The sequence below is a fragment of the Paenibacillus tuaregi genome (assembly GCF_900086655.1).
GTDB lineage: Bacteria > Bacillota > Bacilli > Paenibacillales > Paenibacillaceae > Fontibacillus > Fontibacillus tuaregi.
This window is the reverse complement of the sequence record NZ_LT575476.1, coordinates 1,509,865-1,526,724: the sequence shown is the minus strand read 5'-3', so window position 1 is coordinate 1,526,724 and position 16,860 is coordinate 1,509,865. Positions and strand designations below refer to the sequence as shown.

Annotated in this window: 12 protein-coding genes and 2 pseudogenes; 3 read left to right on the top strand and 11 right to left on the bottom strand. The window is 49.9% G+C overall.

Annotated features, from left to right (window positions below; genetic code table 11):
- Positions 1-9: 9 nt before the first annotated feature.
- From ptsG to BN6628_RS07045, 6 genes are all read right to left on the bottom strand, one after another.
- The gene (ptsG, locus tag BN6628_RS07070; protein ID WP_068615938.1) at positions 10-2,115 is read right to left on the bottom strand and encodes a glucose-specific PTS transporter subunit IIBC; all 2,106 of its coding nucleotides are present in this window, start codon (positions 2,113-2,115) and stop codon (positions 10-12) included.
- A gap of 238 nt (positions 2,116-2,353) precedes the next feature.
- Positions 2,354-3,196 (bottom strand): glucose PTS transporter transcription antiterminator GlcT, encoded by an 843-nt coding sequence (gene glcT / locus BN6628_RS07065; protein ID WP_068615936.1) that lies wholly within the window; start codon positions 3,194-3,196, stop codon positions 2,354-2,356.
- Between the two features lie 265 nt (positions 3,197-3,461).
- The gene (locus BN6628_RS07060; protein ID WP_068615934.1) at positions 3,462-4,625 is read right to left on the bottom strand and encodes an iron-containing alcohol dehydrogenase; all 1,164 of its coding nucleotides are present in this window, start codon (positions 4,623-4,625) and stop codon (positions 3,462-3,464) included.
- A 111-nt stretch (positions 4,626-4,736) separates the two neighbouring features.
- Entirely contained in the window at positions 4,737-6,347 is a 1,611-nt protein-coding gene (locus BN6628_RS07055) for a UDP-glucose--hexose-1-phosphate uridylyltransferase (protein ID WP_068615933.1), read from the bottom strand.
- A 10-nt stretch (positions 6,348-6,357) separates the two neighbouring features.
- The gene (gene galE / locus BN6628_RS07050; RefSeq protein WP_068615931.1) at positions 6,358-7,347 is read right to left on the bottom strand and encodes a UDP-glucose 4-epimerase GalE; all 990 of its coding nucleotides are present in this window, start codon (positions 7,345-7,347) and stop codon (positions 6,358-6,360) included.
- Between the two features lie 2 nt (positions 7,348-7,349).
- Entirely contained in the window at positions 7,350-8,528 is a 1,179-nt protein-coding gene (locus BN6628_RS07045; protein WP_068615929.1) for a galactokinase, read from the bottom strand.
- 286 nt (positions 8,529-8,814) lie between these two features.
- Between BN6628_RS07045 and BN6628_RS07040 the strand changes: the two genes are divergently transcribed.
- Positions 8,815-9,690, top strand: a complete 876-nt coding sequence (locus BN6628_RS07040; protein WP_392397628.1) for an AraC family transcriptional regulator — start codon at positions 8,815-8,817, stop codon at positions 9,688-9,690.
- A gap of 128 nt (positions 9,691-9,818) precedes the next feature.
- Here the strand turns inward: BN6628_RS07040 and mgrA are convergent, their stop codons facing one another.
- The 4 genes and pseudogenes from mgrA to BN6628_RS07025 all read right to left on the bottom strand — a co-directional run bounded on the left by mgrA (position 9,819) and on the right by BN6628_RS07025 (position 12,853).
- Positions 9,819-10,811, bottom strand: a complete 993-nt coding sequence (gene mgrA, locus BN6628_RS07035; RefSeq protein WP_068615925.1) for an L-glyceraldehyde 3-phosphate reductase — start codon at positions 10,809-10,811, stop codon at positions 9,819-9,821.
- A 161-nt stretch (positions 10,812-10,972) separates the two neighbouring features.
- On the bottom strand, positions 10,973-11,500 hold the full coding sequence (locus BN6628_RS27025; protein WP_454188889.1) for a Sir2 family NAD-dependent protein deacetylase: 528 nt from the start codon (positions 11,498-11,500) through the stop codon (positions 10,973-10,975).
- 18 nt (positions 11,501-11,518) lie between these two features.
- Positions 11,519-12,022, bottom strand: a pseudogene (locus BN6628_RS27020) (NAD-dependent protein deacylase); the annotation flags it as partial.
- A gap of 57 nt (positions 12,023-12,079) precedes the next feature.
- The gene (locus BN6628_RS07025) at positions 12,080-12,853 is read right to left on the bottom strand and encodes an HAD family hydrolase (protein WP_068615921.1); all 774 of its coding nucleotides are present in this window, start codon (positions 12,851-12,853) and stop codon (positions 12,080-12,082) included.
- A 183-nt stretch (positions 12,854-13,036) separates the two neighbouring features.
- On the opposite strand from BN6628_RS07025, the pseudogene BN6628_RS07020 reads away from it, so the two are divergent.
- Both BN6628_RS07020 and ilvD read left to right on the top strand, forming a co-directional pair.
- Positions 13,037-13,291 (top strand): annotated as a pseudogene (locus BN6628_RS07020) (KGG domain-containing protein); the annotation flags it as partial.
- A gap of 242 nt (positions 13,292-13,533) precedes the next feature.
- A complete protein-coding gene (gene ilvD / locus BN6628_RS07015) occupies positions 13,534-15,204 on the top strand; it encodes a dihydroxy-acid dehydratase (protein WP_089153598.1) in 1,671 nt (556 codons plus the stop codon).
- 183 nt (positions 15,205-15,387) lie between these two features.
- Here the strand turns inward: ilvD and BN6628_RS07010 are convergent, their stop codons facing one another.
- Positions 15,388-16,797, bottom strand: a complete 1,410-nt coding sequence (locus tag BN6628_RS07010; protein WP_068615915.1) for a polysaccharide deacetylase family protein — start codon at positions 16,795-16,797, stop codon at positions 15,388-15,390.
- Positions 16,798-16,860: the final 63 nt, after the last annotated feature.

The following is a 16,860-nucleotide window of genomic DNA, read 5'->3' as shown; positions in this document are numbered from 1 at the left end:
GCGAATTTGTTATTTAATCGTGATAATGTTCTCTTCCCCGCTCTTGACTGTACCGGATTTATTGAGCGTTACCGATGAGCCCTCAGGCAGGTTCGAGAAAATAATCGGCGAAATGATGGAAGGCGCATTGGCTTTCACATACTCCAGATCAACCTCCATGATCGGCTGACCCGCAGATACGAGATCCCCTTCCTTGACCAGCACATTGAAGCCCTGTCCTTTCAGCTTCACGGTATTCACACCGATATGAACGAGCACTTCCTTGCCGCCGTCAGACATGATGCCAATGGCATGCTTGCTTGGGAACACATTAAAGACTTTACCGTACACTGGAGAACAGATCGTTCCATCACTTGGCAGGATTGCAAAGCCATCACCGGTCATTTTCTCAGAGAACACCGGATCAGGAACCTTCGTAATATCCATCAATTCCCCGTTTGCCGGAGCCACGATGTCTTCCTTAATCAGCGCATCGCCATCCTGAGCCGCCTGCTGCTCGACTTGAGCCGGTTTGTCTGCCGCTGTCTTCGGTTCATCGAAGTTGGTGGCCCGTTCCCCGACACTATCGGCACTTGGCACTGAAGCAGCCGCCTTGCCGTTCATGATATCTTGAATTTGCGACTTGATGGTGTCTGAACGGGTTCCGAAGATCGCCTGTACGTTGTTCCCCACTTCCAGAACCCCGGAAGCGCCAAGCTTCTTCAGCCGATCCTTGTTCACACTGCCTTTGTCCTTGACTTCTACACGAAGACGGGTGATACAAGCGTCCAGATGTGCAATGTTCTCTTTACCGCCCAAAGCGGTCAGAATGTTGCCTGGGAGATCTCCTGATCCCACTGGCCCACTCTCTTGCACTTCTGTTTCCTCTTCCGCCGCATCCTCTCGTCCCGGTGTCTTCAGATTGAATTTCCGGATAATAAAGCGGAATCCGAAGTAGTAGATGACCGCAAATACGGCGCCCACGATAATCACCAGATACCAAGGAGTCCGGTTAGGGATTACACCAAAGATCAGGAAGTCAATCAAACCACCGGAGAACGTCATCCCGATTTTGACACCCAAAAGCTGCATCGTCATGAAGGACAGACCCGCAAATACACAGTGAACCGCAAACAGGATTGGAGCCAGGAACAGGAAGGAGAACTCGATCGGTTCCGTAATCCCTGTCAGGAACGAAGTCAATGCGGCCGAACCCATAATCCCGGCCACGTACTTCTTATGCTCTGGCTTCGCCTCGTGATACATCGCAAGCGCAGCCGCCGGAAGACCAAACATCATGAACGGGAATTTACCTGTCATGAAGGTACCCGCTGTGAACGGTACACCGTCACGCAGCTGGGACATAAAGATATGCTGGTCACCACGAATCACTTGTCCCGCCTTGTTAACGTATTCCCCGAATTCGAACCAGAACGGAGAATAGAAGATATGATGCAGACCAAACGGGATGAGTGCGCGTTCTACAACCCCGAAGATGAACGCTGCAAGTGTCCGGTTAGTGTCGATCATATTGTGGGACAGATAGTTCAAACCATGTTGGATCGGCGGCCACACAATCACCATCAGCAGGCCGATCACCAGGGATGTAGCGGCTGTCATGATTGGGACAAAGCGCTTACCTGCAAAGAATCCCAGATAAGACGGCAGTTCGATGTTGAAGAACCGCTTATACATGGCCGCTGCCAGAATCCCGACAATAATACCACCGAACACCCCGGTAGCAAGTGTCGGAATGCCGAGCACACTCGCATAGGCCTGATTATGACCGATCATTCCAGGGGTAACCCCGATCACAGTTCCCATCGTTATATTCATAACGAGGAAACCGACAATGGCCGCGAGACCTGCAACCCCTTCACCACCGGCCAGCCCGATCGCTACCCCGACAGCAAAGAGAAGGGACAGGTTATCAAATACAATTTGACCCGCGTTCATCAGAATGGTCGCTACGGCATGAACCCCTTGATTATCCAGTGCAGGAACAAGCTTAAGGAAATCCTCACTAATAAGCATGTTACCGATTCCCAGCAATAGCCCCGCCGCTGGCAGGATCGCTACCGGCAGCATGAGGGCCTTACCTACACGCTGCAGTACACCGAAGAACTTCTTAAACATTAAGTACCCTCCTTCTTAGCGCAAATAAAAAAGCATGAGCAATGAAAGTATCAAATTGTATGTACTCTCTTATAGGGTATAATACCCCGCAAAAGTCCAATACAATCAAATGACTTTCATCAACTCATGCCTGATCGAATCAGTTACACATTCTGATGATATTCGGTTTTATTTGCTGCTTACGAAAGGTATTATAGCACCGCCTATTATAGAGTGCAATACCTTACATAAACAAAATTTATAGATTTTTTGGAGCCACTCTGTGCAAATGCATGGTCAGATAAGACACTTCCGCTTGATATACTGGCTTCCGAAGGCGCTGCTCCATCATCTTGGTTAATTTCCAAGCAAGCGAATACAAATGCGGGTACTCCTGCTTGAGCAAGTCCTCAAGCTTATCCGGTTCGCTGACCTTCTCCCCCTGCCGCACCCGCTCAATCGCAAACCTCAGGTGGGTAAGCAGCCGGGAGTAATCGAGGGAGTTCCGGTTCAGGCTGATTCCAAGCTGCTGCTCAATCAGATTGACCAGATCCGATATAAGCTGGGAATGCTGCTTCACCTCAGTTATATCCTGATTTGTCATCGCACTATGAATATGCAGCGCAATGAATCCGATTTCATCTTCGCCAAGATCAATCCCCATCTTCTCACCGATGATTCTGATCGCATATTCTGCCAGTTCATATTCGAGCGGATAGATCTCTTTGGTCTCAAACAAAAAAGGATTATGAATCACAATATTCTGTTCCATCCGTTTGATCGCAAATGAAATATGATCGGTTAAAGCAATATGGATGTGTTCATTCAAAGGCTCATTGCAGCGTTTGGAAATATACAGAATCACATCATTAATAGCCTCAATCAGCTTCTCATCAACTTGCGGGACAAGCTGCTTATATTGCTCCTGCTCATGCGCATTTTTCAGAATAAACATTTTTTCAACAGACTGCAGCGGAATGAACTCTCCCGTCTTCCGGTTAAACCCGATTCCTTTGCCAATGACCACCACTTCACCATTCTCGGGGTGCCTGGCAATAATGACGTTGTTGTTTAATACTTTAGCAACTTCTAAACTGCTCACCTTCGCACCTCTTCACCAGGGGCCATTAATCAATCCAAGGAACTGCCCAATCATTAATAAGGACATTTAATTATATTATATTCCATCCAGGAGTCAAGAGCCAGCCATTCCAATCATGTTGCAAAAAGGGTAAATTAGCATCTGCATGAAGTCCCTTAGTTTCTCACAATTCCCCTAGATACTCTGCCACCGCAACAAGTCCGAGCCATTTCTGAGCAGTTAAAAACGCTCCGGTAACCGGAGCGTTCCATATCACGTTCACAATTTAGAGCGAGGCGCGATAAATTTCAAGCACGTCTTGTTTATCAAGCTTGGTAAAGTTGCCGAATGGTCCGAACTTCACCGCTTTCTCAGCCATCACATCAAGCTGGCTGTCATCGATGTCATAGTCCTTTAGACGGCTTGGCGCACCGATAGAAGACCAGAATGCACGAAGCGCCTCGATACCTTCGAGAGCGGCTTCCTCATCCGTCTTGCCCTCCGGATTCACATTAAATACATTAACTGCAAGCCGCTTGAAGCGGGACACATCCACCTTCAGATTATGTTTCATCCAATTCGGGAACAAGATCGCCAGGCCCCCGCCATGTGGAATATCATACACCGCGGATACCGCATGCTCGATATTGTGGGTTGCCCAGTCTCCCCTTGTACCCATATTCAAAATCCCGTTAAGCGCCATAGTTCCACAGTACATAATCGTCTCCCGGTGCTCATAGTTCTGGAGATCATCAACCAGCTTAGGCGCAGTTTCAATAACCGTTCTAAGCACCGTCTCACAGAATCCGTCCTGTACAGGGGAATTGGTTGGCACGTGGAAATAGTGCTCCAGGACATGTGACATCATATCAACGATTCCATAAACCGTCTGGTCCCTAGGCAGGGAGAAGGTATGCTCGGGATCAAGGATAGAGAAGGCAGGGAAGGCATACGGGCTGCCCCAGCCAAGCTTCTCCTGGGTTTGATCATTGGTAATGACCGATCCGGCATTCATCTCTGAGCCCGTAGCAGCCATGGTCAGAACCGTAGCGAGAGGAATCGCATCGGTAGCGACAGCCTTACGCTCCGCGAAGTCCCACATGTCGCCCTCGTATTTAGCTCCCACGGCGATCGCCTTGGCACAGTCAATTACACTGCCGCCGCCCACAGCCAGAATCAGCTGAATATCATTTGTCCGGCACAGGTCTACCCCTTTATGTACCGTGGACAGGCGTGGATTCGGCTCTACGCCGGCAAGCTCGGTCACTTCTGACCCAATTTCCTTCAGTATATGAATAACACGGTCATACAGCCCGCTGCGTTTGATGCTTCCACCACCATAGACCAGCAGCACTCTGCTGCCGAACTTGGGAACTTCCTTCTTCAGGCTTTCTAGTTGACCTTTTCCGAATATTAGCTTCGTCGGATTACGAAATTCAAATGCTTCCATTTCTGTAAGTCCCTCCGTCCATATTGGTAAATTGCAAATAATGAATACACTAGGATTATACTGCCTTGAAGCAGCGGAAACAAATTCGCCCGCATACAAAAAGCCGTCCTATCAGGACGACTTCTTATAACCGCAGCGGTTCAGGAACTCATGAAGTGCTTCCTGTCCCTCATCTGTCTGCTTGAATACACCCGCTTGCCCGAGGATCTCCGCAAATTTACCGCCTACCTCTTCACGCAGAATCTCTTCTACCTTCCCAGACTCAAGGCCGGTTCCATAGTTATGGACAAGCTCATCAATCCAGGCCGCATGGGTGGTCAGCTCAGGAACTGCGCCTTCCTTCACCTGTGTATATAAATTATGATCTCCAGCAAGAATCTGAGCTATTCCTGTAAGCTCCTGTTTCAGCCTTCCAGGCAGAATGGCAAGACCCATAACCTCAATCAGGCCAATATTCTCCTTCTTAAGATGATGCATTTCCCGGTGGGCATGGAAGATCCCTTCCGGATGCTCCTCGCTCGTCCGGTTGTTTCGCAGCACAATATCGATTTCATAATCCCCGTTAGGCCGGCGTCTCACCAGTGGAGTAACGGTGTTGTGGGGAATACGCTCTCCCCCTTGTCCCGTAGAGTAAGCGAGAATGTCCAATTCTGGCTTGCTATAGATTTTCCACGCTTCATACAGCTCGTTAGCAGCATCAAGGAGCTCCTCCGGGTTGCTTGAGCTCAAACGCAGAACGGACAGCGGCCATTTTACGGGACTCAGATTCACCGATGTATATCTTGGATGCTTGAACGCCTCCACCTCTGGCGCCTTCTCAAGCGGGAAGACGTGCCGTCCCGCCTGGAAATGATCATGAGTAAGAATCGATCCCCCCACAATGGGAAGATCGGCATTTGAACCGATAAAATAGTGTGGGAATTGACCCACAAAATCAAACAGGCGCTTAAACGTGCTGCGGGTCAGCTTCATAGGCACATGGTCATGATGAAAAACAATCGAATGCTCATTATAGTACACGTATGGGGAGTACTGGAAGAACCATGGCTCCCCATTCAAGGTTAGTGGGATCACCCGCAGATTCTGTCTTGCAGGATGGTTGAGCCGTCCGGCATATCCTACATTCTCCCGGCAAAGCTGGCATTTCGGGTAGATCGGCGGTGGCAGCAGCTTGGCGGCGGCAATCTCCTTCGGATTCTTCTCCGGCTTGGACAGATTAATGGTAATCTCCATCTCTCCAAATGGAGTATCCTTCCTCCAATACACATTCTCGGCAACTCTGTCCATACGGATGTAATTGGAGTCTACCGACAGCTTATAAAATGAGTCCGTTGCGGCGGAAATCCCTTGTGCCGCTTCGGTCTCCCGGAAGCTCCGGATGACCTCTGAAGGTCTTGCCAAAACCAAACCCATGATTCGCGCATCGAGCAAATCCCGGTAAGTTACCGTATTCTCAGGAATCAATCCAATCTCATAGCCGTACAAGATCAGTGTATTCAGAATGAGAGGAAGAGGAGGGATTGCCCCTTCCTCCACAGGGTCCTGGATCGCTTCATCCAGCTGGAACAGCTCGAGCAGCCGGTTACGGGTATAATCTATATCATATGGTGTAATAAGTCCCTGCTTAGTTGAGTAAAAGACAAGCTGTTCAATCGCAAGTTTCACGTTGTCCACCGTAATCTGCTGATTTTGATTGCCCGCCTGCTTATCCTGCTCCTTCATTTTCTGTCCCTCACTTTGTGTCATATCCCTGCGGATTGGCGCGATGCCAGTCCCAGGCCGACTGAATGATATGGTCAAGCTGGCTTCTGCCCGGCTTCCAGCCAAGCACGCTTTGGGCCTTCTCTGAAGAAGCGACCAGCACCGCAGGATCACCGGCACGTCTCGGATGCACCGCAACAGGGAAATCTACCCCGGTCACCTCTTTGACTTTGGCAATAACCTCTTGTACAGAGAAGCCTTGTCCATTGCCTAAGTTAAAGATATTGCTGTCTGATCCATTTCTCAGGTACTGTACAGCCAGGCAATGCGCATCGGCCAGATCACTGACATGAATATAGTCGCGGATACAGGTTCCATCAGGGGTTGGATAATCAACACCGAACACTGCGATTTCCTTGCGCTGGCCCAGAGCCGTCTGAAGGATTAGCGGAATCAGGTGGCTCTCCGGCCGGTGGTCTTCTCCAATCTTCCCGCTTTCATGAGCTCCGGCTGCATTGAAATATCTTAATGACACATATTTGATTCCTAGAACCTGATCGAACCATTTCATCATCCGCTCCATGGTGAGCTTGGTCTCCCCGTAGACATTGGTTGGCTCAGTCCGGTCCGTCTCAAGAATCGGCACCTTTTCCGGCTCCCCGTAGGTCGCAGCCGTTGAAGAGAATACGATGCGGCGGACACCCGCCTGCTCCATGGCTTCCAGGAGACAAAGTGTGCCGTATACATTGTTGTCATAATATTTCACAGGCTTCTGCATACTCTCGCCTACAAGAGAATTTGCCGCAAAATGGATGACCGCATCGATTGGATTCTCTGAAAACACTTTAGCCAGCAGTTCCTTGTCCCTAAGGTCCCCTTCATACAGCTTGCCGCCCAGCAAAGATTCCTTGTGCCCCGATTGCAGATTGTCTATCACGACTACCTCTTCGCCTCGTGCAAGGAGCTCAGCCACAGTGTGTGACCCGATATAGCCAGCCCCCCCAGTTACAAGAATTGCCATCTTCAGTTCCCCTCCTTGAGTTCATTTACTCCGTTACCTACGCCGCACACATAGAATTCTCCTTGGATCCCTGTACGCCGCTGGTACTCCTCGCCTACCTGTTTCACAAACAGGTCCACATCATCCTCGTGAACAAGCGATACGGTACAGCCTCCGAATCCGGCTCCGGTCATCCGGGAGCCTAAGGTTCCGGGAATCCGGCGGGCTTCTTCCACCATAACATCAAGCTCATCACAGCTGACTTCATACAGGTCACGCAGAGAATCGTGGGATTCGTTCATGTACTGTCCGAACGAGATAAGGTCGTTGTGGCTTAGAGCCTCAACCGATTTCAGCACGCGTGAATTCTCTTCAACTACATGTTTTGCCCTGCGGTAAAGCACATCATCCTGAAGAACAGACCCGGTTTCCGCGAACTGTTCAAGCGTCAGATCAGCCAGGAATTTCAGCTCTGGGAACTTCACTTGCAGCCCGGCCAGCGCCTGGTCACACTCGGTCCGGCGCTCGTTGTATTTCGAATCAACCAATCCTCTGCGCTTGTTTGTATTTCCAATCACTAACTTATAGGAGCCTGTCACAAAAGGCACCCGTTTATATTCGAGTGTGCCGCACATCAGCAGAATGGCATGGTCCACAGCCCCGTTAGCCACAGCGAACTGATCCATAATGCCGCTGTTCACGCCAACGTATTGGTTCTCGGCACGCTGGGACAAGAGGGCAATCTCCACAGTATCACGTTCATGCTCCTCCATAGTTAAGAGTGCGTAGGCGGTCACCACCTCAATCGAAGCGGAAGAAGACAGCCCGGCTCCGTTCGGAATTTCGCCATGAAAGAGCAGCTCATAACCTGAACTCAGGCCAGTTCCTAGCTTGGCTAGCTCTACAGCAACACCAACCGGATAATCCACCCACTCGCCTGTCTTGGAGGCTCCAAGACCAGAAAGCGCGATGGAGGACTCATAAGGAAAATTCAAGGATTTGAATACGACCAAATCATCCTCCCGGCGGCGGATTGCCAAGGTTGTTCCAAATTCCAAAGCAGCGGGAAGGACATAACCTCCGTTGTAATCAATATGTTCTCCAATCAGATTCACACGGCCAGGAGCCTGAAAATACCGAATCGGCTGCCGGCTCTCACCATAGGCAGAGATAAATGACTGTTTCAAATGCTGTAGACTCAATTGAGCTCACCCATCCTTATTCGTAATTTTATGAGCTATGTGATTGAACCAAGACGGCCCGAACAAGCTCCTGGCCTCTATTATCCAAGGCTCTAACGCAGCGTATTCCCCTGGTTCCTTTGATTCAATTATAAAAGACAGCGGCTATCTCTGATAATGCAACAATGCGTGTTTTATATGGACTTATGTGACTTTCCACGATACACTGATTGTATCAAATTCAAGGCTACCCTGCCTTAAGCTTTCGCTAATCCACGTAATGACATTTATAAGGAGGGGCTGTATCTTGACTGCAGAAACCTACATGGCTGCGGGGAACCCTGCATATTCCGGTGCGGATACGCTTCATGTCCTATTCGCAGGAGCCAGCCAGACGAGGCCTGATCACCGGCTTGGCCCCAAGGTATACGACTTTTACCTGTTTCATTTTGTGGAACAAGGCCAAGGGATCTTCCGTACGGAATTTGACACTTATGAGCTGAAGGAAGGGGACGGCTTCCTGATCCACCCGGATCAGCTGGTAAGCTACGCCTCCAACCCCTCTGAGCCTTGGCGCTACCGCTGGGTTGCTTTTACTGGTGTTGGGGCTTCCGAACTCGCCGCCTCAGCGGGCTTCCATTTAGAGAGACCCATTCTGCGTTCCTCCGTAACAAAAAGCCCCATTCCCGGACTTCTCCGCTCTATTCTTGACGTGTTCCGTGAGAACCGGACGAGCGCCCATCTGTCCTCATTGGGCAGTCTCTATATGATAATGGCGGAAGCTGAGGAGAAGCTGAGGGAGCAGTCGGGATATGCGGGAGGGAAATCCGGGGTACAGCAGGTCGTCAAACAAATGGTCCAATATATGTCGAGCCAGTACGCCTATCCTGTATCGATCGAAGAAATGTGTGCCAGCATGGGTTATAACCGGGCCTATCTATCCCGAATTTTCAAGAAACAGATTGGGATTTCACCTGTTACCTATTTATTGAGACTGCGGATCGATAAAGCCCGCGAGCTGCTGCGGGACCGCCCCGAGCTGTCGGTCGAACAGGTAGCCGCATCGGTCGGATTGCCCGATGCCCTGTATTTCTCACGCCAGTTCAGCCGTCTGCAGGGCGTATCTCCGAGCGGCTACCGCAGGTCTCTTACACAGCAGATGGACCTCTCGACTCTGGATTAGGGCAGCTCTTTAGATAGACAACTCTTTAGATAAAAAGCTGCAATAACAAAAAAACAAGCCATCTCCCGCCGCCCGGGGAATGGCTTGTGTAAGCTTGCATGGAATGCAAATATGATTCCAATTGTTATTTAGGCTTTCAGAATCGTCTCGATCCGGCTTAATTCCTCATCGGAGAAATCGAGCTGGTTCAGTGCCGCCACATTCTCTTCAATCTGGCTGACACGGCTTGCACCGATCAGCGCAGAGGTGACCTTGCCGCCGCGGAGCACCCAAGCCAGGGCGAACTGGGCAAGGCTCTGCCCCCTTGCAGCGGCAATCTGATTCAGTGCGCGGATTTTCCGCAGAACTTCAGGCGTAATTTGATCCTTCTGCAGGGACCCGGTAGGACTTGCCGCGCGGGAGCTGTCCGGAACGCCGTTCAAATACTTGCTGGTCAACAGCCCTTGGGCCAGCGGGCAAAAGGCGATGCTGCCTACTCCGTTCTCCTCCAGAACATCCTGCAGGCCATTCTCGATCCAGCGATCCAGCATCGAATAGTTCGGCTGATGGATCAGCAGCGGAGTCCCAAGCTGTCTTAGGATCGCGACCGCTTCCGCTGTCTGCTCTGCGGAGTAGCTGGAAATTCCCGCGTACAGCGCCTTGCCTGAGCGGACAATATGATCCAGCGCCATCATGGTCTCTTCAAGCGGTGTATCCGGGTCGAAGCGATGTGAATAGAAAATATCCACATAGTCGAGTCCCATCCGCTTCAGACTCTGATCGATGCTTGCAACGAGATATTTTCGCGAACCCCACTCCCCGTAAGGTCCCGGCCACATATAGTATCCGGCCTTGGAGGAGATGACCAATTCGTCACGGTAAGGACTAAGATCCTTGCGCAGCACCTGCCCAAACATCTCTTCCGCGGATCCTGGAGGCGGGCCGTAGTTATTGGCTAAGTCAAAATGTGTAATCCCGAGATCAAACGCCCTTAAAACCATCTCGCGGCCGTTCTCAAATTTATCCACGCCGCCAAAGTTATGCCAAAGACCAAGAGAAATCGCCGGAAGCTTTAGGCCCGATCGGCCTACACGGTTATATTTCATGCTCTTGTAGCGGTCTTCAGATGCAGTGTATACCATGCTTTTCTCCTACCTTTCTGTTGGTAAGCTCACTTAACAATCCTGAAAACAAATTGAATTCTTATTCATTCCTTATAAACTAGATCATAGTCCTTCACTGCCGCTTTGGCAAGAAACCGTTTTCTTAGCCCTTGAAGTTTTATTTATTCGCTGCTCCTTAATTAAATCATCAAATTCAAACGGGCGGCAACTTCAGCCATCACTGCACCGATAGGTTCGGTGACCAGCAGGCCCGCTTTGTGATCATAAGGCGTTGTAGAAATATTAATCAGCACACTGCGGCTTCCCCCGAAATAACCCACTAATCCGGCTGCCGGATGAACGGTCAGCGAGGTCCCCCCAATTATTAGAAGGTCCGACTTCTCTATGGCCTCTATGCTCTCATGAATGACTTTATCATCCAGCATCTCCCCGTAGAGGACCACATCCGGCTTGATAACCCCGCCGCAAGCCGTACACCGGGGAACCATGTCCTTACTTCCCATAATGTCCGAAAGAGCGAAGGATTTGCCGCAGTCCAGACAGTGGTTGCGGTGAATGGAACCGTGCAATTCCTGCACCCGTGTGCTGCCTGCCTGCTGATGAAGTCCGTCAATATTCTGGGTGATGATCATATCTAGTTTGCCTTCCCGCTCAAGAGCCGCCAGCAGCCGGTGTGCCGGATTCGGGGCCGCTTCTGGGTGCAGCATTTTAGATTTGTNCCCCCCGTAGAGGACCACACCCGGCTGGACACCCCCGCCGCAAGCCGTACACCGGGGAACCATGTCCTTACTTCCCATAATGTCCGAAAGAGCGAAGGATTTGCCGCAGTCCAGACAGTGGTTGCGGTGAATGGAACCGTGCAATTCCTGCACCCGTGTGCTGCCTGCCTGCTGATGAAGTCCGTCAATATTCTGGGTGATGATCATATCTAGTTTGCCTTCCCGCTCAAGAGCCGCCAGCAGCCGGTGTGCCGGATTCGGGGCCGCTTCTGGGTGCAGCATTTTAGATTTGTAGAAATCGTAGAACACTTCAGGATGACGGTCAAAGAACTGCCGGCTCAGAATCTCTTCAGGGGAATATGGAGAGTTCACTTCCATCTGATAAATCCCCGCAGCCGAGCGGAAATCCGGAATCCCACTTTCCGTGGAGATTCCCGCTCCGCCAAAGAAAACAATCTGTCTGCTGTCGTTGATCCATTCGGTTAAGGTTTCCAACTGATGCTTATTCATGCTCATCGCCTCCACTTCCAAGTTCATTTCATCGTTATATGAAGTTTTGTCCCTTATTCATGTATCCGGCTCCAAAGAGATTTGCGTATAACTTGTGATCCGGACATCGGCATCGGTAAGATAAGCGCCCTCGTCAGCGGTTTGTGAATAACCGATCGTCAGCGCGGATTTGGCGGATTTTCCCATTTGCATATCGGCATTGCTGTCTCCGATGACTACGCACTGTTCAGGCAGTACACCTAACTCCCGGCAGGCCAGTCGAACCATATCGGGTGCAGGCTTTCCTCTCCGTACCTGATCATGCCCTATGATACTGCCGAAATAGCCCTCGATGGACATGGCACGTAGGTGCTCCCTGGCATTCCCTGATCCGTCGGTGGTCACCACTCCGAGCCGGATTCCCAGCTCCCGGGCTTTCTCAAGCAGGGGAATGAGATCTGCCATAGGCTGAGCCTGCCCATCTCTTTTTGCAGCCCGCATAGCAGTCGCCGAAATCTCCCTGACCTTTACGATGGCCTCGTTCCAAGGATCTCCTGCCTGGTAGAGCTGCCAAGCAAGCAGCCCAAGCGTCTCCTCCTCTGATCCCATGGCAAGAGGGCCTGTTCTATCATACCCGGTTACCTTTCCATTCTCATCAAGACAGGTTCCGAGCAGTCCTTCGTCTCCTCCAAGAAGAGTGCCGTTCAGTTCTTGAACCCTCATTTTCATCTGCCGGGTTACCATCTCAGCCCAAATTCCCCACAGCTTCATGAAATCCAGGAGTGTACCGTCCTTATCAAATAAAATGGCTGCAATGGGCAGTTTGTGACCAGCCACACGGATTACAGGCACAACCATGCCTCCTATCAATATTGATATATCTATTTTACAGCGCTTACAGCATGAAGATAAAGATAAGATTTTCAAACTAAAATACTTTTTCCATTTTTAAGGATTTTATGTTTCAGTTACCAAAAAAGTGGTAATTAGAACATAACGCACAGTAACTAACTATATTATGAGGAGTGATTTTTGATGGCACGTAACAACAAAGGTAAGCTGAGTCGTGAAGAAGCAGGACGTCTAGGAGGCGAAGCTACAGCCAAAAATCACGGTAAAGAATTTTACCAGGAGATTGGACAAAAAGGTGGACAAGCCACCTCCAGGAATCACAGCCGTGAGTTCTATCAGGAGATTGGACAAAAAGGCGGGGAAGCTACATCCGGCTCCCACGACAAGGAGTTCTACCGGCAGATCGGTAAAAAAGGCGGAGAAGCCCGCAGCAAATCAACAAAATAAGTTTCAAGTTTCCCATATCCCATACTCGGACAAGTCAAAGCACTTTTCCAATTCAGGCTGACATTTGGACTCCCAACGGGGGAGGATGTCAGCTTTTTATATTCGGGCGCCAACCTTCCGGATTTGCTAGAAAAATCAATATACATATGATAGACTGTGATATAAAGCTTTAGCGGATTACATTCTTAAAATATATTTAGAATCAGGGGGACGACGACATCATGGCAGCCAAAATGCGTTCAGACATGATTAAAAAAGGTTTTGACCGTGCTCCTCACCGCAGCTTGCTGCGCGCTGCAGGAGTAAAGGAAGAAGATTTCAATAAACCGTTTATTGCGGTGTGCAACTCTTATATCGATATTGTACCAGGACACGTCCATCTGCAGGAATTTGGCAAAATCGTGAAGGAAGCCATTCGCGAAGCCGGCGGCGTACCTTTTGAATTCAATACAATCGGAGTCGATGATGGTATCGCAATGGGCCATATCGGCATGCGCTACTCTCTTCCAAGCCGTGAGATCATTGCTGACTCCCTGGAGACTGTTGTCTCCGCACACTGGTTCGACGGCATGGTATGCATTCCGAACTGTGACAAGATCACACCGGGAATGCTGATGGGCGCACTGCGCGTTAATATTCCAACCATCTTTGTCAGCGGCGGTCCAATGAAAGCTGGCGTGGACAGCAAAGGGAACAAATTGTCGCTTACATCCGTATTTGAAGGTGTTGGTGCGTATCAAGCCGGCAAGATTGACGACAAAGGACTTCTGGAGCTGGAACAGTTCGGCTGCCCAACCTGTGGCTCGTGCTCAGGAATGTTCACCGCCAACTCCATGAATTGTCTGGCTGAGGCGCTTGGTCTCGCTCTTCCGGGCAACGGGACAATTCTTGCCGTATCGGAAGAACGCCGCGATTTCGTTCGTGAATCTGCAAAGCAGCTTATGGAGCTGGTCAAGATGGACCTCAAACCTCGCGATATCGTGAACGAGGAAGCGATCGACAACGCTTTTGCTCTGGATATGGCTATGGGGGGGTCCACGAATACCGTTCTCCATACCCTCGCTCTCGCCCAAGAAGCAGGCATAGACTACCCGCTTGAGCGCATTAATGAAGTGGCCAACCGCGTTCCTCATATCTCAAAGCTGGCACCGGCTTCTAACCATTTCATCGAAGACGTACACCGGGCAGGCGGAGTTAGTGCGGTAATCAATGAGCTTCTGAAAAAGCCGGGCGCTATTCACGGCGACCGTATCACGGTTACAGGCAAGACGCTTCGTGAGAATGTGGAAGGCGCTGAGATCAAAGACTTTGAAGTTATTCATGCCATTGACAATCCGCATTCCGAGCGCGGCGGTCTGGCTATCCTATACGGCAACCTGGCACCGGAAGGTTCCGTTATCAAGGTTGGCGCGGTTGATCCTTCCGTTGGCGGCTACCATAAAGGCCCAGCCATCTGCTTCGATTCCCAAGAACTAGCTCTGGAAGGAATTGCGAATGGCAAGGTAAAAGAAGGCCATGTGGTTGTTATCCGCTATGAAGGACCTAAGGGCGGACCGGGTATGCCGGAAATGCTCGCTCCAACTTCCCAAATCGCAGGTATGGGACTTGGCGCCAAGGTAGGTCTTATTACCGACGGACGCTTCTCCGGCGCTTCCCGTGGCATCAGCATCGGGCATATTTCTCCGGAGGCTGCAGAAGGCGGTCCGATCGCCTTTGTTGAAGATGGGGATATCATCGAGCTGGATCTGAATAACCGCAAAATTGAACTTCACGTCAGCGAGGAAGAAATGGCAGCACGCAAAGCGAATTGGAAAGGCTTCGAGCCGAAAGTTAAAACCGGCTATCTTGCCCGCTACTCCAAACTCGTAACCAACGCAAGCAACGGTGGCGTGATGAAGATTTAATATTTGAAATCACCATAATTATGATGGAACTCAACCTCTTGGGTTCCTAACAAACGGGCGCTGCAGGTTTGATCCCTGCAGCGCCCGTTTGTTTGTTATGGGGATATTCCCTTCCCTGTTAAACAAATAACAAGAGGCCGTCTCTCGCCATTATAATGACGTTAAAGACAGCCTCTGTTTGGTTTATTTGGCCAGCACCATGTCGCTGCCTTCAATTCCAGGCTCCACCTGATTCGGTTCTGCTTCATTCATTTGACGATGGGACCCGCTGACCGCGTAACGACTGAGCAGCAGGCTAACTGGCATAACAATCAGCTTCGGTACCATCTGCTCCGAATGGCGTTTGATCCGCTGCTGACCGGCAGGATGAATAACACGCATTAATAATTTCAAATACAATGTCGATGATTTCGCAAATAAACCTTTGGGAAGATCCTTAACCGTGAATCCAAACTGTTCAGGACCCCGGTTAATCAAACTTACTCCGTATAAAGCTTTAGCATTCATCATTTCTGGATGTTCCTGAATGTATTTGGCCAGCTCAGGCAGTGTCTTCTCCACCGAGCGAATCATCTGAATGGCTATATGCATCGATGATTTGGCCCTCGAACCTATCTCGTATAACTTCTTATTATCGAAATGAAGTTCAACGATCTGGTCACCGCTCTCCAGTGTATTTCCATCCTTCATTTCTACAGGTTCCCCATGGTAAGTGCGAAGCCGGAAATGAAAAACAGGGTCTTTGCTGTTTGTTGTCTCCAACTGAAAAACCAGGTGGAAGATCTTTTCCCACAGCAGCCATAAGTAGACAATTGAACGTTTGAACCAGGATGGCTTGACTGTCTTAGCCAGAGATTTGCTCAGAGGCTGCGAGCTGACCACCTTCGCTCCACCTGACTCCGCAATCATCTCGTCAATCCGTATGCTGCTTAATCCCCGGCTCCTGGCTTCAATCAATACCCTTTCCAGAGCAATCAGCATATTCATTGGAGCCTCAGCATTGGCTCCAAGCGTTGCCCCGCAATCGTGAAGCAGGAACACTTCACCAGGCGCAAGCTTCTTAAGCATTCTTCGGGCCAGCTCATCTGCACCAAGCTTGTATCTCCAGTCACCAAACATCGAAGACCAAAGAACAATTTGGATATCATTCTTCTTGGAGAAATCAAACAGGTTGACGATTCCCCAAGGCGGCCTGTAATAATGCGTATTGAATCCCGTCACGTCATGAATAATCTTATCCGTCCGAAGAATCTGTTTCTTAACCGTGCCTGGTCGCATCAGCCAATTTGTCTTATGGATGTAGTTATGAATGCCAATCAGGTGGCCTTCCTCATACATCCTTTTAACAATTTCCGGATTCTTCTCAGCATTGGAACCTACCACGAAGAACGTTGCCTTCGCATTATATTTCTTGAGTAAGTCCAACAGCTGAGGAGTATATACCGGATCAGGCCCATCATCAAAAGTAAGAGCGAAATGATGCTCCCCCTTACCTCTTCTGAAGACACGAAATCCAAACATGCGGCTGATTATTCCCGGTATGAAAGCATACAACGTAGAAATGTAGAATAACCACAGCAGTAAAGTCTCCATGTCGCTCTCCCCACTTTTCTAATCACCACAATCCTTGCATCTAATCTATTTTATCATATGATG